The 24,232-nt window shown below is 26.0% G+C and carries 33 protein-coding genes, 1 pseudogene and 1 other annotated feature (1 of these 35 cut by a window edge); of the genes and pseudogenes, 24 read left to right on the top strand and 10 right to left on the bottom strand.

Annotation, left to right across the window (positions count from 1 at the left end):
* Window positions 1-10: 10 nt before the first annotated feature.
* From AACL02_RS02730 to AACL02_RS02670, 13 genes are all read left to right on the top strand, one after another.
* Window positions 11-292: a hypothetical protein gene (locus AACL02_RS02730; protein ID WP_339042690.1), complete on the top strand. Its 282-nt coding sequence runs from the start codon at window positions 11-13 to the stop codon at window positions 290-292.
* Window positions 253-693, top strand: a complete 441-nt coding sequence (msrB, locus tag AACL02_RS02725) for a peptide-methionine (R)-S-oxide reductase MsrB (RefSeq protein WP_338962616.1) — start codon at window positions 253-255, stop codon at window positions 691-693. The genes AACL02_RS02730 and msrB overlap by 40 nt, the downstream gene beginning before the upstream one ends.
* A 46-nt stretch (window positions 694-739) precedes the next feature.
* On the top strand, window positions 740-1,555 hold the full coding sequence (locus AACL02_RS02720; RefSeq protein ID WP_339043521.1) for an IS1595 family transposase: 816 nt from the start codon (window positions 740-742) through the stop codon (window positions 1,553-1,555).
* A gap of 447 nt (window positions 1,556-2,002) precedes the next feature.
* The gene (locus AACL02_RS02715) at window positions 2,003-3,160 is read left to right on the top strand and encodes a thiamine pyrophosphate-dependent enzyme (RefSeq protein ID WP_339042688.1); all 1,158 of its coding nucleotides are present in this window, start codon (window positions 2,003-2,005) and stop codon (window positions 3,158-3,160) included.
* A 2-nt stretch (window positions 3,161-3,162) separates the two neighbouring features.
* Complete coding sequence (locus AACL02_RS02710; protein ID WP_339042686.1) at window positions 3,163-4,203, top strand: alpha-ketoacid dehydrogenase subunit beta; 1,041 nt, start codon at window positions 3,163-3,165, stop codon at window positions 4,201-4,203.
* 30 nt (window positions 4,204-4,233) lie between these two features.
* Complete coding sequence (locus AACL02_RS02705; protein WP_339042684.1) at window positions 4,234-5,535, top strand: dihydrolipoamide acetyltransferase family protein; 1,302 nt, start codon at window positions 4,234-4,236, stop codon at window positions 5,533-5,535.
* Window positions 5,536-5,551: 16 nt separating this feature from the next.
* Window positions 5,552-7,048, top strand: coding sequence for a dihydrolipoyl dehydrogenase (gene lpdA, locus AACL02_RS02700; protein ID WP_339042682.1), 1,497 nt, complete (start codon window positions 5,552-5,554; stop codon window positions 7,046-7,048).
* A 189-nt stretch (window positions 7,049-7,237) separates the two neighbouring features.
* Window positions 7,238-7,678, top strand: a complete 441-nt coding sequence (locus AACL02_RS02695) for a rolling circle replication-associated protein (protein WP_339042680.1) — start codon at window positions 7,238-7,240, stop codon at window positions 7,676-7,678.
* A 237-nt stretch (window positions 7,679-7,915) separates the two neighbouring features.
* Window positions 7,916-8,185 (top strand): hypothetical protein, encoded by a 270-nt coding sequence (locus AACL02_RS02690; protein ID WP_339042678.1) that lies wholly within the window; start codon window positions 7,916-7,918, stop codon window positions 8,183-8,185.
* 225 nt (window positions 8,186-8,410) lie between these two features.
* Entirely contained in the window at window positions 8,411-8,686 is a 276-nt protein-coding gene (locus tag AACL02_RS02685; RefSeq protein ID WP_339042676.1) for a hypothetical protein, read from the top strand.
* Between the two features lie 60 nt (window positions 8,687-8,746).
* Window positions 8,747-8,950 carry a hypothetical protein gene (locus tag AACL02_RS02680; RefSeq protein ID WP_339042674.1) on the top strand — a complete coding sequence of 68 codons (204 nt, stop codon included), beginning with the start codon at window positions 8,747-8,749 and terminating at the stop codon, window positions 8,948-8,950.
* Between the two features lie 219 nt (window positions 8,951-9,169).
* The gene (locus AACL02_RS02675) at window positions 9,170-10,027 is read left to right on the top strand and encodes a hypothetical protein (RefSeq protein WP_339042672.1); all 858 of its coding nucleotides are present in this window, start codon (window positions 9,170-9,172) and stop codon (window positions 10,025-10,027) included.
* Window positions 10,028-10,040: 13 nt separating this feature from the next.
* Complete coding sequence (locus tag AACL02_RS02670; RefSeq protein WP_339042670.1) at window positions 10,041-10,307, top strand: hypothetical protein; 267 nt, start codon at window positions 10,041-10,043, stop codon at window positions 10,305-10,307.
* Between the two features lie 253 nt (window positions 10,308-10,560).
* On the opposite strand, the gene AACL02_RS02665 is transcribed toward AACL02_RS02670, so the two are convergent.
* Entirely contained in the window at window positions 10,561-11,799 is a 1,239-nt protein-coding gene (locus AACL02_RS02665) for an IS256 family transposase (protein ID WP_339043519.1), read from the bottom strand.
* Window positions 11,800-11,846: 47 nt separating this feature from the next.
* Window positions 11,847-12,686, bottom strand: a complete 840-nt coding sequence (locus tag AACL02_RS02660) for an IS1595 family transposase (protein WP_339042668.1) — start codon at window positions 12,684-12,686, stop codon at window positions 11,847-11,849.
* A gap of 107 nt (window positions 12,687-12,793) precedes the next feature.
* On the opposite strand from AACL02_RS02660, the gene AACL02_RS02655 reads away from it, so the two are divergent.
* The 3 genes and pseudogenes from AACL02_RS02655 to AACL02_RS02645 all read left to right on the top strand — a co-directional run.
* Window positions 12,794-12,922: a hypothetical protein gene (locus AACL02_RS02655; protein WP_281749165.1), complete on the top strand. Its 129-nt coding sequence runs from the start codon at window positions 12,794-12,796 to the stop codon at window positions 12,920-12,922.
* Window positions 12,922-13,089 (top strand): hypothetical protein, encoded by a 168-nt coding sequence (locus AACL02_RS02650; protein ID WP_339042666.1) that lies wholly within the window; start codon window positions 12,922-12,924, stop codon window positions 13,087-13,089. Before AACL02_RS02655 ends, AACL02_RS02650 begins: the two co-directional genes overlap by 1 nt.
* Before the next feature lie 172 nt (window positions 13,090-13,261).
* Window positions 13,262-13,432, top strand: a pseudogene (locus AACL02_RS02645) (IS256 family transposase); the annotation flags it as partial.
* A gap of 35 nt (window positions 13,433-13,467) precedes the next feature.
* On the opposite strand, the gene AACL02_RS02640 reads toward AACL02_RS02645, so the two are convergent.
* The 4 genes from AACL02_RS02640 to AACL02_RS02625 all read right to left on the bottom strand — a co-directional run bounded on the left by AACL02_RS02640 (window position 13,468) and on the right by AACL02_RS02625 (window position 16,197).
* Window positions 13,468-14,706, bottom strand: coding sequence for an IS256 family transposase (locus tag AACL02_RS02640; RefSeq protein ID WP_339043517.1), 1,239 nt, complete (start codon window positions 14,704-14,706; stop codon window positions 13,468-13,470).
* A gap of 176 nt (window positions 14,707-14,882) precedes the next feature.
* The gene (locus AACL02_RS02635) at window positions 14,883-15,320 is read right to left on the bottom strand and encodes a hypothetical protein (RefSeq protein WP_339042662.1); all 438 of its coding nucleotides are present in this window, start codon (window positions 15,318-15,320) and stop codon (window positions 14,883-14,885) included.
* Between the two features lie 2 nt (window positions 15,321-15,322).
* A complete protein-coding gene (locus tag AACL02_RS02630; RefSeq protein WP_338957292.1) occupies window positions 15,323-15,478 on the bottom strand; it encodes a hypothetical protein in 156 nt (51 codons plus the stop codon).
* 134 nt (window positions 15,479-15,612) lie between these two features.
* On the bottom strand, window positions 15,613-16,197 hold the full coding sequence (locus AACL02_RS02625) for a hypothetical protein (protein ID WP_339042660.1): 585 nt from the start codon (window positions 16,195-16,197) through the stop codon (window positions 15,613-15,615).
* Here AACL02_RS02625 and AACL02_RS02620 point away from each other — a divergent pair.
* The 3 genes from AACL02_RS02620 to AACL02_RS02610 all read left to right on the top strand — a co-directional run bounded on the left by AACL02_RS02620 (window position 16,143) and on the right by AACL02_RS02610 (window position 18,177).
* Complete coding sequence (locus AACL02_RS02620; RefSeq protein WP_339042657.1) at window positions 16,143-16,403, top strand: hypothetical protein; 261 nt, start codon at window positions 16,143-16,145, stop codon at window positions 16,401-16,403. The genes AACL02_RS02625 and AACL02_RS02620 overlap by 55 nt on opposite strands.
* Before the next feature lie 29 nt (window positions 16,404-16,432).
* A protein-coding gene (locus AACL02_RS02615) for an IS3 family transposase (RefSeq protein ID WP_339042654.1) occupies window positions 16,433-17,553 on the top strand; the annotation gives its coding sequence in 2 pieces (ribosomal slippage) (window positions 16,433-16,676 and window positions 16,676-17,553; 1,122 coding nt in all).
* A gap of 12 nt (window positions 17,554-17,565) precedes the next feature.
* Window positions 17,566-18,177, top strand: coding sequence for an IS1595 family transposase (locus tag AACL02_RS02610; RefSeq protein ID WP_339042652.1), 612 nt, complete (start codon window positions 17,566-17,568; stop codon window positions 18,175-18,177).
* On the opposite strand, the gene AACL02_RS02605 is transcribed toward AACL02_RS02610, so the two are convergent.
* Both AACL02_RS02605 and AACL02_RS02600 read right to left on the bottom strand, forming a co-directional pair.
* Window positions 18,163-18,291 carry a hypothetical protein gene (locus AACL02_RS02605; RefSeq protein WP_339042650.1) on the bottom strand — a complete coding sequence of 43 codons (129 nt, stop codon included), beginning with the start codon at window positions 18,289-18,291 and terminating at the stop codon, window positions 18,163-18,165. The two genes, AACL02_RS02610 and AACL02_RS02605, sit on opposite strands and share 15 nt — an antisense overlap.
* Before the next feature lie 820 nt (window positions 18,292-19,111).
* Window positions 19,112-20,062, bottom strand: coding sequence for an IS30 family transposase (locus tag AACL02_RS02600; RefSeq protein ID WP_339040235.1), 951 nt, complete (start codon window positions 20,060-20,062; stop codon window positions 19,112-19,114).
* Window positions 20,063-20,283: 221 nt separating this feature from the next.
* Between AACL02_RS02600 and AACL02_RS02595 the strand changes: the two genes are divergently transcribed.
* The 3 genes from AACL02_RS02595 (at window position 20,284) to AACL02_RS02585 (ending at window position 21,138) form a co-directional block, all read left to right on the top strand.
* Entirely contained in the window at window positions 20,284-20,460 is a 177-nt protein-coding gene (locus AACL02_RS02595; RefSeq protein ID WP_339042648.1) for a hypothetical protein, read from the top strand.
* A complete protein-coding gene (locus tag AACL02_RS02590) occupies window positions 20,441-20,803 on the top strand; it encodes a transposase (RefSeq protein WP_339041852.1) in 363 nt (120 codons plus the stop codon). The genes AACL02_RS02595 and AACL02_RS02590 overlap by 20 nt, the downstream gene beginning before the upstream one ends.
* Window positions 20,804-20,925: 122 nt before the next feature.
* Window positions 20,926-21,138: a hypothetical protein gene (locus AACL02_RS02585; RefSeq protein ID WP_339042646.1), complete on the top strand. Its 213-nt coding sequence runs from the start codon at window positions 20,926-20,928 to the stop codon at window positions 21,136-21,138.
* On the opposite strand, the gene AACL02_RS02580 is transcribed toward AACL02_RS02585, so the two are convergent.
* Window positions 21,125-22,245, bottom strand: a protein-coding gene (locus AACL02_RS02580) for an IS3 family transposase (RefSeq protein ID WP_339042324.1) whose coding sequence is annotated in 2 segments (ribosomal slippage) — window positions 21,125-22,002 and window positions 22,002-22,245 — 1,122 coding nt in all. Because the reading frame shifts where the segments join, the coding sequence is not laid out codon by codon here. The two genes, AACL02_RS02585 and AACL02_RS02580, sit on opposite strands and share 14 nt — an antisense overlap.
* A gap of 598 nt (window positions 22,246-22,843) precedes the next feature.
* On the opposite strand from AACL02_RS02580, the gene AACL02_RS02575 reads away from it, so the two are divergent.
* The gene (locus tag AACL02_RS02575) at window positions 22,844-23,056 is read left to right on the top strand and encodes a hypothetical protein (protein ID WP_252320294.1); all 213 of its coding nucleotides are present in this window, start codon (window positions 22,844-22,846) and stop codon (window positions 23,054-23,056) included.
* 140 nt (window positions 23,057-23,196) lie between these two features.
* Here the strand turns inward: AACL02_RS02575 and AACL02_RS02570 are convergent, their stop codons facing one another.
* Entirely contained in the window at window positions 23,197-24,018 is an 822-nt protein-coding gene (locus tag AACL02_RS02570; RefSeq protein ID WP_339040763.1) for an IS1595 family transposase, read from the bottom strand.
* Between AACL02_RS02570 and AACL02_RS02565 the strand changes: the two genes are divergently transcribed.
* Window positions 23,964-24,128, top strand: a complete 165-nt coding sequence (locus AACL02_RS02565; protein WP_339042644.1) for a hypothetical protein — start codon at window positions 23,964-23,966, stop codon at window positions 24,126-24,128. The two genes, AACL02_RS02570 and AACL02_RS02565, sit on opposite strands and share 55 nt — an antisense overlap.
* A 75-nt stretch (window positions 24,129-24,203) precedes the next feature.
* Window positions 24,204-24,232 (top strand) — a sequence feature (ribosomal protein L10 leader region); it runs 95 nt beyond the window's last position.

Raw genomic sequence — 24,232 nt, 5'->3', positions numbered from 1 at the left:
AACATTAAAAATGTTTATATTACCATTCGCAAATCATTTTGATTGAGACAAACACTATTTTAATCAAGATGAATTAAATTTACAACAAACAGAAGAATTATTTAAAAAAATAGATGATTATTTATGAAGTACATGTGATAAATCTGTATATAAATCATATAGATTTAGAAAAAGAAGATTAAAAACAAAAAAAGGTTTATTAAATTATAAACGACGTATTTGTACATATTATAACCCAAAAACACAAAAAATATGAAACAAAAATGAAAAATTAAAACTATTAATGAGTTAACTACTTTACAATATGAGGTCATTATAAAATCAGTAACGGAACTTCCTTTTAAAAATAAATATTGAGATAATAAGGAAAAGGGGATTTATGTCGATATTTTATCAGGTGAACCATTATTTGCATCATCAGATAAATGTAATTTTGGTCATGGCTGACCAAGTTTTACAAGACCAATCAGTGAAATAGTTATCCTTAAAAAGGAAGATAACACTAATCTAATGTTGCAGCGTACTGAAGTACGTTCTAAAAAAACTGATATTCATTTAGGGCATGTTTTTAAGGATGGTCCACAAAAAGAAGGCGGTTTACGCTATTGTATTAATTCAGCAGCTTTACGTTTTATTCCATTATCAGAAATGATTACAGAAGGATATGAAGAATATTTATCTTACATTAAATAAAAATACGGACTTCTCCCCACATGTACTTGTGGAGGGAATAATGAAACTGAATGAATTCAAAAATGCTTTTCAAACTGAACAGCAATTTCTTGCATATATAGCAAATTTGAAAGAAAACAAATGTATTAGGTGTTTTAATTTTAATTTGAATACTTCTGATTTAAAAAGAATGAGATGTTTAAAATGTAATCAAACATTTAGCATTCTCACAGGCACCATATTTTCAAGGTCACAAACATCTTTAACATCTTGGTTTTATCTTATCTTTAGATGAATAAACACCAAACATGGAATTCCATCAACAGATATTGCAAAAGAATTGGGAGTGACTTTGAAAACTGCTTGAAGAATGACTCATAAAATCAGAACACGTATTGCAAAACAAAAACCTCAATTTATTGTTGAAGGTACAGTGCAAATTGATGAAATGTATCTTTCACATATGGGTTTTAAAAAACAAGGAAGATCCTTGGTGAATAAAACCTTGATTGTTGGCATTTATCAAAAAACAACCAATAATTTAATTGTGAAAGTATTGAAAAACGCAAAGAGTAAAAATCTTTTGCAGTTTGCAAAAAACCACATTTCTTCAAAATGTCTTGTATATACTGATTCTTGAAAAGGATATTGCGATTTTAAATCAGTTTTCACTAAGCATGAAACAGTTAACCATCAAGATGGCTATGTTTCAAAAATTGGTGTAAATACCAACCAAATTGAATCAGTTTGAAAACATATAAGAAGAACATTTAAAACACATATCAAAGTTGCAAAACATCATGTTCATTTATATGCTAAAGAAGCTGCATATAAATTCAACAAGATACCTAGTTTTGAAACTGTAATGCTATGTTTGATTTAAAAATGTGGGGAGAAGTCCGTAGATAGGCTTTTCTCAGCATTTATGTGATAAAATTAAAATAGTACATAAAGGGAGAAAAGCCTAAAAATATTTTTATTGTATATTTATTATCTTGATAATGTTTTATGATTATAAATTTTATTATAAAGTCCTAATTTTATTAGGACTTTATGTTGTAAAAAAATAAATAAACAACGATATTATTATTTGAATTATTTTTTTATTTTGTTTATTGTTAGAATATATTTTTCATTTTTACATGATAATAGGAAATAAAAAAATACGATATTAATAAAACGGGAGATAAATTAATATTTTAGTACAAATTATCTTGAACCAACAATTATTAGTAGTATAATGAAAAGGTATGTTCATTCATTATTTTAAAAATTAGTATAATTAAAAGTGTAACTGCAATTAGCTAAAATATTTAGGAGGAAAATTTAAATGTGAGTTGATAAATTTGATAATCCCCAAAAAGAAATTTTTCAAATATTAAATGAAAAAGGAGTAATTAATCCTAATTTTGTTGATTATTTAAAAAAATTTGATAGTAAGGTTTTATTAAAAGCATATGAAAACATGTGTTTTTCACGAATACAAGAACAAATGCAAATGGAATTAAACTATGAAAAAGATGAAAAATGACAAGTTAAATTAGTAAATGGAATTCCAAAAGTAATCGGAAAAGTTATTAACTTTTTATCTTCAAAAGGTCAAGAAGGTGTTGAAGTTGCTTATGCTAGTTGTTTACGACCAGGTATTGATTGATTAGTACCAGCCTATCGTAATAATGCAGCATGAATTACTGCTGGATATCCAGTTGAAAAAGTAATTCAATATTGATTAGGAAATGAAATGGGAAGTCAAATGCCGAAAGGTGTTAATATTTTACCAGTTAATATTCCAATTGCTACTCAATATTCACATGCAACAGGTATTGCTTTTGCTGAAAAATATAAAAAAGATAAAGGAATTGTTATTACTACGATTGGTGATGGTGGTACTTCTGAAGGTGAGTTTTCTGAAGCAATTAATTTTGCTGCTATCCATAAATTAGCTGTTGTTTTCTTTGTTGAAAATAATCAGTGGTCATTAGATACACCAACTGCTAAAGCAACAATGAGTCCAACTTTTGCACAAAAAGGAACAGCATTTGGCGTACCTAATATTCGTGTTGATGGTAATGATTTTTTTGCTGTTTATTATGCTACACAAGAAGCAATTGAAAGAGCAAAAAAAGGTAATGGTCCTTCATTAATTGAAGCTGTTACTTATCGTCAAAATGCGCATTCTGCTTTTGATATTAAAAAAGATTATTTTTCTGCTGAAGATTATAAAATTGAACAAGAATGATTAAAAAAAGATCCAATTGATCGTATTAGAGAATATTTAAAATCAATTAAACTTTGAGATGACAACAAACAAGCAGAATTAGATAAACAAATTACTAAAAAGGTTAATGATGCAATTACTTGAGCATTAAAAAATGAAAATGTTTCAATTGATGAAATATTTGATTATACATATGAAAAATTAACACCACAATTAATAGAACAAAAAGCAGAAGCAAAAGCTTTCTTCAATGAAGGAGAGAAAAAATAATTATGAAAAGAAATAATGTGCAAGCTATTACTTTAGCCTTAGAATTAGCAATTAAAAAAAATCCTAATGTTGTTGTTTATGGTGAAGATGCCGGTAATGTTGGTGGTGTTTTTCGAGCAACTAAAGGTTTACAAGCAAAATTTGGCGTTAATCGTTGTTTTGATGCACCAATTGCTGAAGCAGTTATTGCTGGTAGTGCCGTTGGAATGGCAATTAATGGTTTAAATCCAATTATTGAAATGCAATTTTCAGGATTTGCTTTCCCTGCTTTTCAACAATTGTTATGTCATGCTGCACGAATGAGAAATCGTTCTCGTGGTAGATTCACTTGTCCAATGGTAGTACGTATGCCTTCATATGATTGAAATAACGGTAATAATGGTGCTTTGGAGCATCATTCAGAAGCAATTGAAGCTTTATTTTGTCATATTCCAGGTTTAAAAGTAGTTATGACTTCAAAACCTAATGATACTAAAAAATTATTATTGGCAGCAATTGAAAGTCCAGATCCTGTTATTGTTTTAGAATGTTTAGGAACTTATTTCAATAGTTATACTAGCAATAATTATACATATGATGTTAGAGAAGAAGTTAGTGATGCTTATGAAGTGGCTGTTCTTGGTAAAGCTAAAGTTCTTAAAGAATATAAGTCTGAAGAAAAACCTGATTTAACGATTGTAACTTATGGTTCAAAAGTTTATGATTGTGAAGCTGCTGTTAAAATTTTAGAAGAAAAAGAAAATTTTAAAATTGAATTAATTGATTTACAAACATTACAACCATGAGATGAAGAAACAGTTGTTAATTCTGTTAAAAAAACAGGAAGATTATTAGTTGTTTCAGAAGCGGTTCGTTCATTTTCAGTTGCTTCAGAAATTATTACCGTTGTTAATGAAAAGTGTTTTGAATATTTAGAATGTCCTCCAACAAGATTAACAGGTTATGATATTACTGTTCCACTGTCTAAAGGTGAAAAATGATTTATAATTAGTCCAGATAAAATTATGGAAAAAGTTAAACTAATGATGAATTATCCAGTTTAGTTAGTTGTTTAAAGAAAGGAAAGTGAAAAGATGGAATTGAAGTTTAAAGATATGGATGGAATCGATGAAGTTACTGTAACTCAAATTCATGTTAAAGTTGGAGATAATGTAAAAAAAGGTGATAATGTTGTTGATATTGAAGCAGATAAAGCTTCAGATAGTATTAAAGCCGAAGCGGATGGTAAAGTTTCTAAGATTCTTGTTAAAGAAGGAGATAGTATTAAATCAGGTGCTGTTATTGTTGAGTTTGGTGGAACGATTAGTGATAATAAAAGTCCTTCATCAACAAATTCTTCACCAAAATCTGAATCAGTTGCTAGTACATCTACAGTATCACCAGTTGAATTACCAAAACAAAATGTGCAACCTATTCAACAAACGGGTAAAGTATTAGCAACACCATTAGCACGTAGAATGGCTCGTGACTTAGGTGTTGATATGGGAACAATTAAAGGAACTGGTCCTCGTGGTAGAATTTTAAAAGATGATTTATTAAATGCCAAGAATGGTGGTACAACAACCAGTACTACTGCATCAACAACACCTATTAATTCAATATCTTCAGTTTCTGCTACAACTATTAGTTCACAAGGTATTAATGTTACTAAAATCGAAAGTTTTGGTAATGTTGAACATTTACCATTATCAGGAATTCGTAAGGCTGTTGCTAATCAAATGTCATTATCAGTTTATACAGCACCACATGTTAGTTTAATGATTAATGTTGATGCTGAAAACTTAGTACAATTACGTGCAACTTTAAAAGAACCAGCGGAAAAAGATCCAGATGGTAGTGCTAAATTAACATTTATGCCATTCTTTGTAAAGGTTGTTGCTAAAGCGTTAAAAGAAGAACGATTTAAATTACTTAATTCAACTTTGAACATGGCTAATAATGAAATTCTTGTTAAAAAATATTATAACATTGGTATGGCAGCTGATACTGAAAAGGGTTTAGTAGTTCCTGTTATTAAAAATGCTGATCAACTTTCATTATTTGAAATAGCAAGACAAGTTAATTCATTAGGTGATAAAGCTCGTAAGGGGCTATTAAAAGGTGATGAAATGCAAGGTGGATCATTTACTATTACTAATTTTGGTTCAGCAGGAATTGAAATGGGAACACCAGTTATTAATTATCCAGAGGTAGCAATTTTGGGTCTAGGGATGATGCAAAAAAAACTAATTATTGCTGATGGTAAAATTGTTGAACATAAGTTCTTTCCATTATCACTTTCAATTGATCATCGTGTTATTGATGGTGCACCTGCTGGTTATTTCCTTTCTCGACTTAAAGAGTTATTAGAAAATCCAACATTAATTTTAGCTTAAGGAGAAAATGTAAAAGATGTCTAACTATGATTTTGATTTAATAATTATCGGGGCAGGCCCTGGTGGTTATGTAACAGCGGCTCGAGCAGCAAAGATGGGTTTAAAAACTGCAATTGTTGAAAAAGATAACTGAGGTGGAGTCTGTTTAAATGTTGGATGTATTCCTACTAAGACGTTACTAAAGGGCGCAAAAGTTTTTCATTATATTGAAAATGCTGATAAATATGGTGTTGCTATTAAAGATAAAAAAAATATTGAAATTAATTGAAAAGTAATGCAAGATCGTAAAACTGGTGTTGTTAAAGGTTTAACTGGTGGAGTTGGCTTTTTAATGAAAGCTAATAAAGTAGAACAATTATTAGGGATTGGAAGTGCTATTGATAAAAATACGATTTTAGTGAAAGCTAAAGATGGTAAAGAAAAGAAATATACTACTAAATATATGATAATTGCTACTGGTTCAAAAGTAAAAATGTTTGATAATCCTAATGGTCCACAAGGTTTAAGTGAAAAAGATTTAAAAACAAACCAAACATTATTAACTTCGACTGAAATTCTTTCTTTAAAAGAAGTTCCAAAAACACTAACTATTATTGGTGGTGGTGTTATTGGAATTGAGTTTGCTTGTTTATTTAGTACACTTGGTACTAAAGTTACTATTATTGAATATTTAGATCGTATTTTAGCATTACTAGATGAAGATATTAGCACAACTTTAACTAAAATTCTTGAAAAAAATGCTGTTAATATTATTACTGGTCATAGTGTTAATGAATTAAAGGATAAAACTTTAACTTATTATGCTGCAACCGATAAAGAACATAAAAAACCATTAACAGTAACTAGTGACTATTGTTTATTAAGTACTGGAAGAACGCCGATTACTGAAGGTTTTACTAATTTGGGAATTCAAATTAAGCCTAATCAAGCATTTGCCGTAAATAATAAATTGGAAGCTTTAGATGCTAACAATAATGTTATTGATAATATATATGTAATTGGAGATGCTAATGGTCAAAGAATGCTTGCTCATGTTGCATCAACACAAGGATTAGCAGCGCTTAATAATATTTTAGTTAAAGAAGGTAGAACGGATGCTGATAATCATCCATTGAAAGAGCAAGAAGTAGATTATAATAAAATGCCTAGTTGTATTTATTCATTCCCAGAAGTGGCAAGTGTTGGTTTAACTGAAACTGAATGTAAATCTTTAGGTAAAGAATATTTGATGAAGAAAATACCATTTACTATTAATGGTAAGGCATTGGCTGATGGTGAGACTGATGGTTTTGTTAAAATAATTATTGATAAAAAATATGGAGAAATCCTAGGTGCTCATATTTTATGTTCAACGGCTACTGATATAATTGCTGAAATTGTTAATATTATGCAAACGGAAGGTACTATTGTTGAATTAGCCTCTTCTTGTCATCCACATCCAACAATGTCAGAAGTAGTTATGGATGTTGCACAAGATTTAGAATTAGAATGATACAAAGTTAATAAAAAATAGAAAATAATAAAAATGTACCTAAAAATTTAAAGGTACATTTTTATTGTAAAATTAATATAATATTGATTAAATTAATTAAGTAACGTTTTTGTTTTATTGTTTGTTTTTATAATTTTTTATGTTAAGATTTGTTTGTTATTAAAATATATAAAATTGGTTTTTAAAACCTAGAATTAGCGATTTTTATGTATGGATATTCAACAAGATTTTTATGTTAAAAAGATTTTTTATGCTTGTTATGTTAAAAATGTAATTTTACCTATTTCTTTTTTAAATAATATTGAGAATGTTAGGGGTAAGTCTTATGTTGGCAATAAACAAAAATTAAGAAATAGTACTATTCGTACTAAAACTAATTTAATTCAAAAAGCATTACATAATTTTTATAATAGTAAAATGTTAAGTTTTGTTACTTTAACTTATAAAGATAATATAAAAGATATTAAAAAAGCAAAAAAAGATATTCGTTTATTTTTTCTTAAAATAAAGAAGTGATGAAATGACCCTAAACGTTTTCATTATTTAGGAGAATTAAAATATTTTTATGTTTATGAATATCAATCTCGTTGTGCTATACATTTTCATATAATTTTTAATAGAAAGATACATAAAAGTATGTTAGCAGAATAATGAACTCATGGTTTTAATGATTTAAGGGTAGTTAAAAAAGGTACTAATGAATTTGTTATTAAATATTTAGGAAAATATGTTACAAAAGCAATAGATGATGTTAAGTCTTTAAATCAAGCAGATATAGGTGTAAAAGCTTATGCTTTTAGTCGTAATTGTAAAAATCCTATTGTAGTTCGTGGAATTAAGAAATTAACAATTGCAGATATAATTAAAGCAAGTTTTAATGCAACAAATGTGTTTTATTTTAAAACTCAAAAAGATAATAATGGTGATACTGTTATGATTGGTGGGATTATTGAAAGTACTGTTGTTAATGATTATTTTAAAGAGTATGAAGATTATGAACGCTATTTATATTTAAGTGCTTTATCGTATAAGCATTATTTACGGACTAGTGAAATCGGTTATTTAATTCAAAGAGATAAAGATGTTTTGACTTGGACAGAAAAAGTTTTTGGCAATAAAGTTGAAAAAATAGATTTTAAGAAAAAAGTTTTACATTAGAAAAAAAACTAGTTTTTCTATATTTTTACTTGTATATATATATATATATATATATAATGTTTATTGAACATTAGTAATTACGACTATTCTTACTAGTGTTCATTTTTTTATTTTTTGTTGAAATTTTATATTTTTATGATATATTATTAATAAGTATAGGTTTTACCCTACTATGCTTAACTTATTAAATTAAATTTTAATGAATAGTCGAGGTTAAGTTTTTTTATGTTTAAAGTACAGTTAGTTAATATTGAAAAAGGGCGTATTATTCCCGATAAAAATAATAAAGTTCAAACATTAAAGTTTGATTTTTTGAAATTTGTAGAAATAAATAAGCAAACAAGCGTGCCAACTGGCCAAACACGTGATAAATGATATAATCCCGAATTTGCTAGTGATTTTAATAATTGTTTATCTACTGTTGATTTAAAAGTTGGTAATTTTTATTCACTTGAACTTGATTTAAGCGGTAATATTAAAAAACTTTCTAATTGAAAATAGTTATTTATTAAAAGGGTAATTTTAAATAATTATTAATATGTTAGGAGTTAAGTTTAAGTTATGGCTAAAAATGATAATTGTTCATGTGAACAAGCATTTCATTTAGCAATTTATATGTGTAAACTTTGTGACCAAGTTATTTGTCCTAAAAGAGTTTTACAAAACTTATATACTAAAAAATATTATTGTCCAAATTGTATATTAGATATTGCTTTAAATAAGGCAATGAGACAGCAAGAAAGTAAGTTAAATTATGAGACATAAGTGTAGTGATTTAACTTATGAAAGAGTATATGGTTGTGAAATTTGTTACAGAGTTGCTAATGAAATGGAACGAATAAGAAAAGAGAATAAAAGAAATAAGTAAAAATTAAATAAGGGGCTTATATATGGATTATATATTTTTCATTAAGCCCCAATGGATTAGATTATAATTCATAAATAAGCTCCTTATTAGTGTATATAAAGTAAGGAGTTTTATTTATGCCTAATGATTTAGAACAAACTAGTAATTATACTTTAACTAAAATTTTAAGAACTGGATTAAGTCCATTAAGTGCTATGGTAGGAATTAGTGCTTATTATGGTCAATATTTAAAAGACCCAATTTTAGGTTCTATTAATTCTTTGTTATTTAGTAAAAAGTTAGGAATTGATATATGGAATATTAATCAAAGACCTACTACTAAAAATAAAGTGATTAATAGTTATAAAAAGATATTTTTAGGTTTAGGAACAATTGGTTTAATAAATTATGCTAAGTTTGTTCATTATGTAGATAAGTCAGTTTTTTTATTAAGAGATGAACCATGTTTTTGACCACCTTGTCCAACTGAACCACCAATTCCTACTCCAATACCAACACCTAAGCCAGTAGTTGATAAGCCTTTTGTAGATTGAGATACTTATATATCTTTAAATAGTTTTGGTATAGCGAATGTTATTAGTGGATTAACTGAATTAATACCTAATAGATTTCAAAATATAAGAAAGATAGCAAATATGGGTACTGGTGGATGTTTGATTAGTAGTGGTGTAGCAATGGGTATTAATAATGATTTTAATAATTATTTTGCTATTCCTACGATTATTGCTGGTGCAAGTGAGATTATAAATACTTTATTGTTACCGTTAGGATATACACATAATAATACAGAATTACAAGAAGTATTTACTGATGAAAGAGCAAGATTAATTAATGGTAGTGTTAATGATTATCAAAGTACAGATGACGGTATGCTTGATGTTGATTTAAATGATGATAGTATGTCAGAGATTAATTTAGATAGAGCAAGTTTAAATTGGGATTATTCTTATGCTTATACACTAGGTGGTGTTTAAAGTGAAAATATATATGTGATGAATTTTAAAATTTATGGCATTAACTGGATGTATTACATTTAGTATATTTTTAGGATTAATTCCTAGCATTATAGTTTTAGGAATTGTTGCAATTAAACCAGTATCTATTTTAATTGGTATTGTTGTGGGTTATATTGGTATTCCATGAAATAATATTAAAAATAAAATAACAAATTGAGTTTTTAAGAGAAAAGAAAATAAATTTATTAAAAAGAATGATTTAAAAGTTGAAAGAAAAAGATATGAAAAAAAAAATTAGAAAGAAAATTTCAAAATTTAAATAATCAAGTAAAAGAATTAAAACAAACATTAGAATTTCAAAGTAAATTATTAGAAATTAATAATGAAAATGGCTTTTATCCCTTTATGTACTATTTTAATTTTATCACATAAATGCTGAGAAAAGCCTATCTACGGACTTCTCCCCACATTTTTAAATCAAACATAGAATTACATTTTCAAAACTAGGTGAGGCTTTTTAATAATCTGTGTATCTTTGTTTTACAAAGTTACTAATTTAGATTAATTCTGTCTTCAAATTTTATCATAAAATGAGCAATTGCTGTATTTCAATTTTGAATAGGCAATGTTCATTTTTTTGTTATATTTTCAATTGCCAAGTAAAATATTTTGAAAACTGCCATATCATTAGGAAAAACTTTTTTATTTCTGATGATTTTTCGTAATTGACTATTAACAGATTCAATAGCATTTGTAGTATAAATCACTCTTTTGATTTCTACTGGATAACTAATAAAAACCATTAAATTATCTCAATTTTTATATCAAGATTTAGTAATTTGAGGATATTGTTTATTTCATTTACTTTCAAACGATTCTAAAGCTTGCATTGCTTGTTCTTCACTACATGCACTATAAATTGGTTTTAAATCTGCAACTAGACCTTTTCGATGTTTGTATGAAACATATTTTAAACTATTTCTAATTTGATGAACAATGCATAATTGATGTTCTGTTTTAGGATAAAATGATTGTATTGCTTCTGACATGCCTGTTAAATTATCACTACAAGCAATAAGAATATCATTTAAGCCACGATTTTTCATTTCTGTGAAATTAGATAATCAAAACTTACAACCTTCATTTTCACTAATTCATAATCCTAAAACATCTTTTTTGCCTTCTAAATCAACTCCTAATGCTATATAAACTGATTTGTTAATAATCCGTTTATCTTGTCGTACTTTAAATACTATACAATCAAAATAAACAATAGGATAAATACTTTCTAATGGTCGATTTTGTCATGCTTTAACATCATCAATAACATCATCAGTAATTTGACTAATAACACTTTCACTAATATCAGCACCATGATATAACTCTTGCAACTGCATTCTAATGTCAGATAATGTCATTCCTTTTGCATACAAGGAAAGAACTTGTTGATCAAAACCATCAAATCTTCTTTGCCTTTTAGGAACTATTACAGGAGTAAAATTACTATTGCGATCTCTTGGTACATCAATTTCAATTTTACCTTGTTGAGTTATTAATTTTTTTGAACTTGTACCATTACGAGCATTTTCAGTAGTACTATGTTGATTTTTTTCATATCCTAAATAATTTTGCATTTCAGAATTCAACATTTTTTCAACTAATCTTTTTGTTAATTCTTTATATAAACCGCCAGGTTTAAAAACTGTTGTTAAATCTTCAGTATTTTCTAGTAATAAATCTACTGCTTTTGATATTTGATCATTATTATTAAAGTTATCTTTTTTAGCCATCTGTAACTCACTCTTTCTAGTCATTTAATTATATTTACTAGAATTAATTAAACATAGTTATTTTTGTAAGTTACACAGATTACTAAACATTTCCAACTAGGTATCTTGTTGAATTTATATGCAGCTTCTTTAGCATATAAATGAACATGATGTTTTGCAACTTTGATATGTGTTTTAAATGTTCTTCTTATATGTTTTCAAACTGATTCAATTTGGTTGGTATTTACACCAATTTTTGAAACATAGCCATCTTGATGGTTAACTGTTTCATGCTTAGTGAAAACTGATTTAAAATCGCAATATCCTTTTCAAGAATCAGTATATACAAGACATTTTGAAGAAATGTGGTTTTTTGCAAACTGCAAAAGATTTTTACTCTTTGCGTTTTTCAATACTTTCACAATTAAATTATTGGTTGTTTTTTGATAAATGCCAACAATCAAGGTTTTATTCACCAAGGATCTTACTTGTTTTTTAAAACCCATATGTGAAAGATACATTTCATCAATTTGCACTGTACCTTCAACAATAAATTGAGGTTTTTGTTTTGCAATACGTGTTCTGATTTTATGAGTCATTCTTCAAGCAGTTTTCAAAGTCACTCCCAATTCTTTTGCAATATCTGTTGATGGAATTCCATGTTTGGTGTTTATTCATCTAAAGATAAGATAAAACCAAGATGTTAAAGATGTTTGTGACCTTGAAAATATGGTGCCTGTGAGAATGCTAAATGTTTGATTACATTTTAAACATCTCATTATTTTTAAATCAGAAGTATTCAAATTAAAATTAAAACACCTAATACATTTGTTTTCTTTCAAATTTGCTATATATGCAAGACATTGCTGTTCAGTTTGAAAAGCATTGTTGAATTCATTCAGTTTCATTATTCCCTCCACAAGTACATGTGGGGAGAAGTCCGATGAAAATTTAAGAAATAATGAACAAAATAAAACTATAAGAACATTTATTTTATAAGGAGTGAATTAATTTTATGAAAAAAGATAAATGAAAAAATATGTCAAGACAAAAGTTGCATAAGAAAAAAGCAAAAAGAAATTTTGACCAAAGATTAAGTGAAAATATGAATTATGATGATTTTTTATTAGGGGGTAAAAAATAATGGTTAAGTGAATAGTTGTGATAATTGCTGTGCTTGGTACTTCTTGGGCTTTTAAAGGTACTATTAAAAAGATATTTTGAAAATTTAAAAATAGAAAACACAATATAGTTGACCCAGATTGTTGATATTGTAAAGAACAAAAGCGTAAAGAAAGAGCAAGAAAATAGTTAGAGGAGGGAGGTGATTAGTATGCCAAAAGGATTAAGTGCTTTAATAGAAATGATTGGGGGTATTGGCCACAAAAAGGAAATGTTTAGTAATCTGTGTAACTTACAAAAATAACTATGTTTAATTAATTCTAGTAAATATAATTAAATGACTAGAAAGAGTGAGTTACAGATGGCTAAAAAAGATAACTTTAATAATAATGATCCAATATCAAAAGCAGTAGATTTATTACTAGAAAATACTGAAGATTTAACAACAGTTTTTAAACCTGGCGGTTTATATAAAGAATTAACAAAAAGATTAGTTGAAAAAATGTTGAATTCTGAAATGCAAAAGAGGCTTTTTAATAATCTGTGTATCTTTGTTTTACAAAGTTACTAATTTAGATTAATTCTGTCTTCAAATTTTATCATAAAATGAGCAATTGCTGTATTTCAATTTTGAATAGGCAATGTTCATTTTTTTGTTATATTTTCAATTGCCAAGTAAAATATTTTGAAAACTGCCATATCATTAGGAAAAACTTTTTTATTTCTGATGATTTTTCGTAATTGACTATCAACAGATTCAATAGCATTTGTAGTATAAATCACTCTTTTGATTTCTACTGGATAACTAATAAAAACCATTAAATTATCTCAATTTTTATATCAAGATTTAGTAATTTGAGGATATTGTTTATTTCATTTACTTTCAAACGATTCTAAAGCTTGCATTGCTTGTTCTTCACTACATGCACTATAAATTGGTTTTAAATCTGCAACTAGACCTTTTCGATGTTTGTATGAAACATATTTTAAACTATTTCTAATTTGATGAACAATGCATAATTGATGTTCTGTTTTAGGATAAACTGATTGTATTGCTTCTGACATGCCTGTTAAATTATCACTACAAGCAATAAGAATATCATTTAAGCCACGATTTTTCATTTCTGTGAAATTAGATAATCAAAACTTAGAACCTTCATTTTCACTAATTCATAATCCTAAAACATCTTTTTTGCCTTCTAAATCAACTCCTAATGCTATATAAACTGATTTGTTAATAATCCGTTTATCTTGTCGTACTTTAACTACTATACAATCAAAATAAACAATAGGATAAATACTTTCTAATGGTCGATTTTGTCATGCTTTAACATCATCAATAACATCATCAGTAATTTGACTAATAACACTTTCACTAATATCAGCACCATGATATAACTCTTGCAACTGCATTCTAATGTCAGATAATGTCATTCCTTTTGCATACAAGGAAAGAACTTGTTGATCAAAACCATCAAATCTTCTTTGCCTTTTAGGAACTATTACAGGAGTAAAATTACTATTGCGATCTCTTGGTACATCAATTTCAATTTTACCTTGTTGAGTTATTAATTTTTTTGAACTTGTACCATTACGAGCATTTTCAGTAGTAGTATGTTGATTTTTTTCATATCCTAAATAATTTTGCATTTCATAATTCAACATTTTTTCAACTAATCTTTTTGTTAATTCTTTATATAAACCGCCAGGTTTAAAAACTGTTGTTAAATCTTCAGTATTTTCTAGTAATAAATCTACTGCTTTTGATATTGGATCATTATTATTAAAGTTATCTTTTTTAGCCATCTGTAACTCACTCTTTCTAGTCATTTAATTATATTTACTAGAATTAATTAAACATAGTTATTTTTGTAAGTTACACAGATTACTAAACATTTCCATATAATCCTTTATTACCTTTTTCGTAATATTTTGCTTCAATACTGTTACTGAGTTTTATTGTTAATTTGACATAATTGGCTTTATCTTTCATTTTTATAATTCCTTAAATAATATTGAATGTGTTTATATGCATCTTGTTCATGTTTTGTTAATTTTATATTTCCTTTATAATTTTCTATTTTAGTTTTATTTTTTGGTTCACTTCCTAAATAATCTCAATTCATAACATCTTCTACTAATACCATTAATGTACCAATAGTTTTAGGAGTTGCTAATGGATTAGTTAATAATTGTTTTGAATTTAAAAAGAAATTTTCGACAATAACTAATATTTTTTTATTATCAGAATGTTTTTTAATTAATAAAAAGTATTTTTTATACAAATTTTTACTTTCTAAAACTGTTTTAGTTTTAAATGTTTCATTAAAAACAATATTATTTGTTTCATTTGAATATATAACAATTCCATTATTACCAATTCCAGCGGGGTCAATTCCAATAATTAAGTCATATTGCATAATTAATCAAATTCACCATTTTGAATTTTTTCTTGTAATTTCATTATTAATTTAAGTTTTCAATTACTAATATTAATTTTAATTTCATCACTAATATCATCTTTAAGTAATTCCATAAATTCATTATCAAGATAATAAATTAATTTTTCTTTATCCATATTTATACCTCCTACTTAACCTAACATTTAAAATACAGTCATAACAAATTGCTTTACTATTTTTATCTCTTAAAAAATATTTTCTTGTTTTTATATCATTAGTATTAAAGAATAAATAATCTAATTTATGTTGTTTACATGTTCAACAAAAATACTTTTTCATTATGAGTTAAAATTTCCTTATATGAAGTAACTATATAATTAATTGGTAAATCATCATGTTTATATGGATTATTTATCTTAAAACCTTTTCTGTTTTCTTCTCACGTAATGTTATATTTAAAACAAGGATTAGTAATTTTTGTTTTGTTATCTGTTATTTCACCCATAAATCAACTATTATGCTTTTCATAAAATGTTAATGGTTCAAGTTTTATATCATTAAGATAATATTCTTTTGGAGCAGTTGGTTTATTAACAGTTATTTTTTGGTCTTTAATATATGGTTCTAATAATTTTATTAATTCATTACCATTTAGTTCTCTTTTAATATTTTCCAAATTAAAAAATCAATATGTATATTTATCATCAGCAATAAAACTAGTATTTTTAATCATTCATTTTGGACATTGTAATTTATATTCACCATAATCAATAAGAATAGATTGTGGTTTATCTTTAATAATTTGCGGACTTCTCCCCACATGTACTTGTGGAGGGAATAATGAAAATGAATGAATTCAACAATGCTTTTCAAACTGAACAGCAATGTCTTGCATATATAGCAAATTTGAAAGAAAACAAATGTATTAGGTGTTTTAATTTTAATTTGAATACTTCTGATTTAAAAAGAATGAGATGTTTAAAATGTAATCAAACATTTAGCATTCTCACAGGCACCATATTTTCAAGGTCACAAACATCTTTAACATCTTGGTTTTATCTTATTGGATGGGTTACACTTTATTGGACACTAATTACGTAGACAAGTGAACAAAGAAAGGAACTATAATTATGGCCAATATTAACTCATATACCGATGAATTTAAAAAACAAATAGTAGCTTTATATCAAAGTGGCAAATCAGTATCTTGCCTTGCTAAAGAATATAATGTTACAAGAGCAGCTACTTACAATTGAATTAAGCAATTTACTAATTCAGGTAGTTTTAAAACTAAAGATAATCGTTCTGTTGAAGAAAATGAATTAATTAAATTAAGAAAAGAATTAAAAAAATTAAGAATGGAAAATGATATTTTAAAGCAAGCAGCACTAATAATAGGCAGAAAATAGAAATTATTGTCAAAAATAAAGTTAAATATAAAATTCGCACAATGTGTCATTTTTTAAAAATCTCTAAATCAACATATTATTTTAATTTAAAGAAAAAAGAAAATAAAATCAAAAATAATATTTATGATGAAGCTGTTATTAGTGCTTTTAAAGAAAATAAAGAAGTTTATGGTACTAGAAGATTAAAAGTCATTCTAGAAAACCAAGAAATTTATTTATCAAGACGAAAAATTAAAGAAATTATGAATAAACATAATTTAATATCAAAATACACTAAATTATCATACAAAAATCATAATAACAAAGTTAACGATAGTCCAATAAACAATCTTGTTGATAGAAACTTTAATAATAGAGTTAAAAATGAAGTTATTGTTAGTGATTTAACTTATGTTCAAGTAAATGGTAAGTGAAACTATATTTGTTTATTAATTGACCTATTTAACCGCGAAATAATTGGACATAGTGTAGGTACTAAAAAAGATGCATCATTAGTATATCAAGCATTTATGCACTCAAATCGCTGTTTAAAAGATATTCAAATATTTCATAGTGATCGCGGTAATGAATTTAATAATAAAATTATTGATAAACTTTTACTAGCATTCAATATTAATCGCTCTTTAAGCAAAAAAGGTTGTCCTTATGATAACGCTGTTGCTGAAGCAACCTTTAAAACTTTCAAAACCGAATTTATTAATGATAAAAATTTTACATCATTAATCCAATTAAAATTAGAATTATTTGATTACATCAATTGATATAACAACATAAGAATTCACAGCACTTTAAACTACTTAACTCCAGTTAATTATCAAAAACAAATGTCTACCAAAAAATAGTCCTAAAAAAGGTTGCCATTCCATATCTTTAGATGAATAAACACCAAACATGGAATTCCATCAACAGATATTGCAAAAGAATTGGGAGTGACTTTGAAAACTGCTTGAAGAATGACTCATAAAATCAGAACACGTATTGCAAAACAAAAACCTCAATTTATTGTTGAAGGTACAGTGCAAATTGATGAAATGTATCTTTCACATATGGGTTTTAAAAAACAAGGAAGATCCTTGGTGAATAAAACCTTGATTGTTGGCATTTATCAAAAAAAAACCAATAATTTAATTGTGAAAGTATTGAAAAACGCAAAGAGTAAAAATCTTTTGCAGTTTGCAAAAAACCACATTTCTTCAAAATGTCTTGTATATACTGATTCTTGAAAAGGATATTGCGATTTTAAATCAGTTTTCACTAAGCATGAAACAGTTAACCATCAAGATGGCTATGTTTCAAAAATTGGTGTAAATACCAACCAAATTGAATCAGTTTGAAAACATATAAGAAGAACATTTAAAACACATATCAAAGTTGCAAAACATCATGTTCATTTATATGCTAAAGAAGCTGCATATAAATTCAACAAGATACCTAGTTTTGAAACTGTAATTCTATGTTTGATTTAAAAATGTGGGGAGAAGTCCGTAGATAGGCTTTTCTCAGCATTTATGTGATAAAATTAAAATAGTACATAAAGGAAAAAAAGCCATAATTTGTTCTTTTTTAAATTCTATTTGCATAATAATCCTTTCCTAATATGTTCTGTTGCTTCTAGCATAAAGAACATATATTTTGATTTTTAGATTATTAATACTAATACTATTCGTTTTATTCATTCCATGAAAACTGGGCTCAAAAATAAATTGTGAAATTTTAAAAAACATTGAGGCATTCGATTCAATATTTATTTAATTTGTGTTTAACAAATTAATATTTTAATTGAACCGGCCCCGCTCAATTTTTTTTACAAGTTTGAAATTTATTTTCTCGCCCAAAAAATTTTTTCAAAAAAAAATAAAAAATAAAACCAACACTTGCTCACTGGGGAGTGGCAAGGTTGGTTAAATAAAGAATAGAATTAATATAGTATGTTCCCTAAGCAGGTCTATATATACTAGTTTCCAATTCGCTCCCACCCCAAGAATTACCATTTCTGGTTAGTATATTTTATTAGGTATCACTCCACTTTTTATTTATCCATGCAAGTCCACATGCTAGCTACTATTTTTAACAACTGTGTTGTAGTTCACTTTTTTAGTTCCCTAACACGTGTTGATAATAGCGTTAAAGACGGTTATTAAAAATTTTAAAATTTTACAATTACAAAAAAAGACAAGAATTTTATTCTCGTCTTTTGTCATTTATTTTTAATTCAAGGGTTTAAAAAAGAAAGGAGCTATTTAAGGGAAATGAGTTGTTATCGACATCTTCGACACGCTCCCAAAATAATTTATTATTTATTTTTTTAGTTTTCATATCAATCACCTATTTTAATATTTTACATTTAAATATTAACATGTTTAAAAAATTAATACTGCTAAATTGTAAAGGTAAGTGCAACTAAATTATTTTTCTATCCAAATATTCTATCGGTGAAAGATAATTTAGTATTTTTCTTGGTCTTTGGTTTAAAGACAATATAAATTTATGAACTTCATTTTTACAAGTTTTTGAAAAATTAAATTTTTTAGGAAATTTTTCTCTAATTAAACCATTAGTATTTTCATTAGTACCTCTTTGTCAAGGTGAATATGGATTTGCAAAATAAATTTTCACATCTAAATTTTTTTCAAGTTGTTGTCAATTTGAAAATTCTTTACCACGATCAAAAGTAATGGTTTTAACAATATTTTTAGGAAGAATTGATAAATAATGGCTAATATTTTTGTTAATAACTTTAGTAGTTCTGTTTTTAACTAATATTGCTAAAGTAAATCGTGATACTCTTTCAACTAAAGTTATTAAACATTTTTTACTTTTGCCTCGTGATGATACTATAGTATCTCCTTCTCAATGACCAAGTGTTATACGATCATTAATATTAAGATCTCTTTCTTTAATTGATTTGCTATTGAATTTGCCACGATTTTCTTGAGATTTGCGTTTTTTGCCTTTTCTTCTTAAATTTTTACTAGTAACTTGATCAAGCAATCCAGAATAAATTCAATTGTAAATTGTTTTAAAACTAATAACTCATTGTTTATGAAAATTTTTAATTCTGCCATAAATTTGTTCAGGTGATCAGCCTAATAATAGTTTTTGTTGCACATATTTTACTAAATCTTTATTTTTAAACTTATGAAAAAAAATATGTGATTGTTTTCTATTTTCAGCTTTATTTTGTGCAATCAATGAAAAATAATTACTATTATCTTGATTTCTATTAATTTCTCGAATAATAGTACTAATATTTCGATTAAGATTTTTAGCTATTTCACTAATTTTAACTTTAAATTTCAATTGATTCTCAATATAAATTCTTTCATCTACGCCAAGATGTTTATAACTCATATAAAAACTCCTTACTTTTTTTATAAAATAAATTTAGCATTATGAAATTTTTATATGAGAATTTTTTTGCAATTTTATTTACTTGCACTTACAAGTATAATTCAGCTACTATAAAAAACAAAAAGAGTAGAAGTTAAAAAAATTTTTTATTTTTATTAAAATTAAACTTATATATGTATATAATAAATTTAGAAATTTAAAAAAATGATTAGGATAATAATATGGATTTTAATTATAAATGAACTTATAAAGAACAATATCCTAAAATTGATAAATTAATTTTAGAACATATAACAAAGAAATGAGAAAAATGAGATTGAAGAATAAAAAATACAAGAGATAAAAAGAAATATAAAACGGACTTCTCCCCACATGTACTTGTGGGGAGAAGTCCGTAATTTAATTGTGAAAGTATTGAAAAACGCAAAGAGTAAAAATCTTTTGCAGTTTGCAAAAAACCACATTTCTTCAAAATGTCTTGTATATACTGATTCTTGAAAAGGATATTGCGATTTTAAATCAGTTTTCACTAAGCATGAAACAGTTAACCATCAAGATGGCTATGTTTCAAAAATTGGTGTAAATACCAACCAAATTGAATCAGTTTGAAAACATATAAGAAGAACATTTAAAACACATATCAAAGTTGCAAAACATCATGTTCATTTATATGCTAAAGAAGCTGCATATAAATTCAACAAGATACCTAGTTTTGAAACTGTAATTCTATGTTTGATTTAAAAATGTGGGGAGAAGTCCGTAGATAGGCTTTTCTCAGCATTTATGTGATAAAATTAAAATAGTACATAAAGGGAGAAAAGCCATATAAAATTGTTGATTATCAATATCGAACAAGAAAAACAATGTATGGATTAGTAACTTATAAAAGAAGAATTTATGAATATTTTGATGAAAAATTACAAAAATTAGTTCGTGTTTGTTTAGTTGATGAATGACTAGAATTACCTAAATATAAAAGAATTGGTGAAGATGTTGAACAAACTATTATTGAATATTTTGCTGATGGGAAAAGATACCATGGAATGGCAACCTTTTTTAGGACTATTTTTTGGTAGACATTTGTTTTTGATAATTAACTGGAGTTAAGTAGTTTAAAGTGCTGTGAATTCTTATGTTGTTATATCAATTGATGTAATCAAATAATTCTAATTTTAATTGGATTAATGATGTAAAATTTTTATCATTAATAAATTCGGTTTTGAAAGTTTTAAAGGTTGCTTCAGCAACAGCGTTATCATAAGGACAACCTTTTTTGCTTAAAGAGCGATTAATATTGAATGCTAGTAAAAGTTTATCAATAATTTTATTATTAAATTCATTACCGCGATCACTATGAAATATTTGAATATCTTTTAAACAGCGATTTGAGTGCATAAATGCTTGATATACTAATGATGCATCTTTTTTAGTACCTACACTATGTCCAATTATTTCGCGGTTAAATAGGTCAATTAATAAACAAATATAGTTTCACTTACCATTTACTTGAACATAAGTTAAATCACTAACAATAACTTCATTTTTAACTCTATTATTAAAGTTTCTATCAACAAGATTGTTTATTGGACTATCGTTAACTTTGTTATTATTATTTTTGTATGATAATTTAGTGTATTTTGATATTAAATTATGTTTATTCATAATTTCTTTAATTTTTCGTCTTGATAAATAAATTTCTTGGTTTTCTAGAATGACTTTTAATCTTCTAGTACCATAAACTTCTTTATTTTCTTTAAAAGCACTAATAACAGCTTCATCATAAATATTATTTTTGATTTTATTTTCTTTTTTCTTTAAATTAAAATAATATGTTGATTTAGAGATTTTTAAAAAATGACACATTGTGCGAATTTTATATTTAACTTTATTTTTGACAATAATTTCTATTTTCTGCCTATTATTAGTGCTGCTTGCTTTAAAATATCATTTTCCATTCTTAATTGTTTTAATTCTTTTCTTAATTTAATTAATTCATTTTCTTCAACAGAACGATTATCTTTAGTTTTAAAACTACCTGAATTAGTAAATTGCTTAATTCAATTGTAAGTAGCTGCTCTTGTAACATTATATTCTTTAGCAAGGCAAGATACTGATTTGCCACTTTGATATAAAGCTACTATTTGTTTTTTAAATTCATTGGTATATGAGTTAATATTGGCCATAATTATAGTTCCTTTCTTTGTTCACTTGTCTACGTAATTAGTGTCCAATAAAGTGTAACCCATCCAGTTAACCATCAAGATGGCTATGTTTCAAAAATTGGTGTAAATACCAACCAAATTGAATCAGTTTGAAAACATATAAGAAGAACATTTAAAACACATATCAAATTTGCAAAACATCATGTTCATTTATATGCTAAAGAAGCTGCATATAAATTCAACAAGATACCTAGTTTTGAAAATGTAATTCTATGTTTGATTTAAAAATGTGGGGAGAAGTCCGTAGATAGGCTTTTCTCAGCATTTATGTGATAAAATTAAAATAGTACATAAAGGGAGAAAAGCCTTTTTAAAAATAAGTATTTTAGTTGCATTTAAGTTAAAAAAATTATATTATTTAAATACAATTTCATAAAAATCCAAATTATTTCTTGTCTAACATAATAATAAGACTATATGAATTAATTTATTCCGGATTTTTGACAATCTCCCATAATTTTTTATATATTTTTATATATATTTTTAATAAAAAATATATAATTTTATTGAGTATTTAAAGGTAGAAAAAATATTCAAAAAGTGAAAGGAATAATAAATTATGCCATGAAAATCTATTGAGAATAATAAATTAAAACAAGAAGCACATGCTAAAAATGCTGATAAAATAAATAAAGCTTGAGGAGAAAAAAATGAATCTGAAAGAAGAGAAAGAGTTTGTAAAAATCTTGAGTTAGATAAATCAAAAATAAATAGTGAATCTTCTTCAAGTGAAAGCAAAAACTCTAGTAGTAAAAATAGTAACCAGTTATAAAAAAACAATTTTTTTAATTAAAATAAACTTCAATATGAAGTTTATTTTAATTTATTTTGGCTTTTCTCCCTTTATGTACTATTTTAATTTTATCACATAAATGCTGAGAAAAGCCTATCTACGGACTTCTCCCCACATTTTTAAATCAAACATAGAATTACAGTTTCAAAACTAGGTATCTTGTTGAATTTATATGCAGCTTCTTTAGCATATAAATGAACATGATGTTTTGCAACTTTGATATGTGTTTTAAATGTTCTTCTTATATGTTTTCAAACTGATTCAATTTGGTTGGTATTTACACCAATTTTTGAAACATAGCCATCTTGATGGTTAACTGTTTCATGCTTAGTGAAAACTGATTTAAAATCGCAATATCCTTTTCAAGAATCAGTATATACAAGACATTTTGAAGAAATGTGGTTTTTTGCAAACTGCAAAAGATTTTTACTCTTTGCGTTTTTCAATACTTTCACAATTAAATTATTGGTTGTTTTTTGATAAATGCCAACAATCAAGGTTTTATTCACCAAGGATCTTCCTTGTTTTTTAAAACCCATATGTGAAAGATACATTTCATCAATTTGCACTGTACCTTCAACAATAAATTGAGGTTTTTGTTTTGCAATACGTGTTCTGATTTTATGAGTCATTCTTCAAGCAGTTTTCAAAGTCACTCCCAATTCTTTTGCAATATCTGTTGATGGAATTCCATGTTTGGTGTTTATTCATCTAAAGATAAGATAAAACCAAGATGTTAAAGATGTTTGTGACCTTGAAAATATGGTGCCTGTGAGAATGCTAAATGTTTGATTACATTTTAAACATCTCATTCTTTTTAAATCAGAAGTATTCAAATTAAAATTAAAACACCTAATACATTTGTTTTCTTTCAAATTTGCTATATATGCAAGACATTGCTGTTCAGTTTGAAAAGCATTTTTGAATTCATTCAGTTTCATTATTCCCTCCACAAGTACATGTGGGGAGAAGTCCGTTTATTTTTTTAATCTTAATTAAGATATTGATGAAATTAGCATTTATGTTATTAAAAATAGTGTTTATAACTTAAAAGATATATAATAAAAAATTATTTATTTAATCTTTTGTAAATTTTTCTTGATTTTAATATATATATATCATATAATATACAAGCTAGAATAAGCCAAAGACAGC

Origin of the sequence: Spiroplasma endosymbiont of Apeira syringaria (assembly GCF_964020205.1) — a bacterium.
Taxonomy (GTDB): Bacteria; Bacillota_I; Bacilli_A; order Mycoplasmatales; family VBWQ01; genus Spiroplasma_E; species Spiroplasma_E ixodetis_A.
Note: the sequence above shows the minus strand (reverse complement) of the source record. Positions and strands in the feature narration are given on the sequence as shown.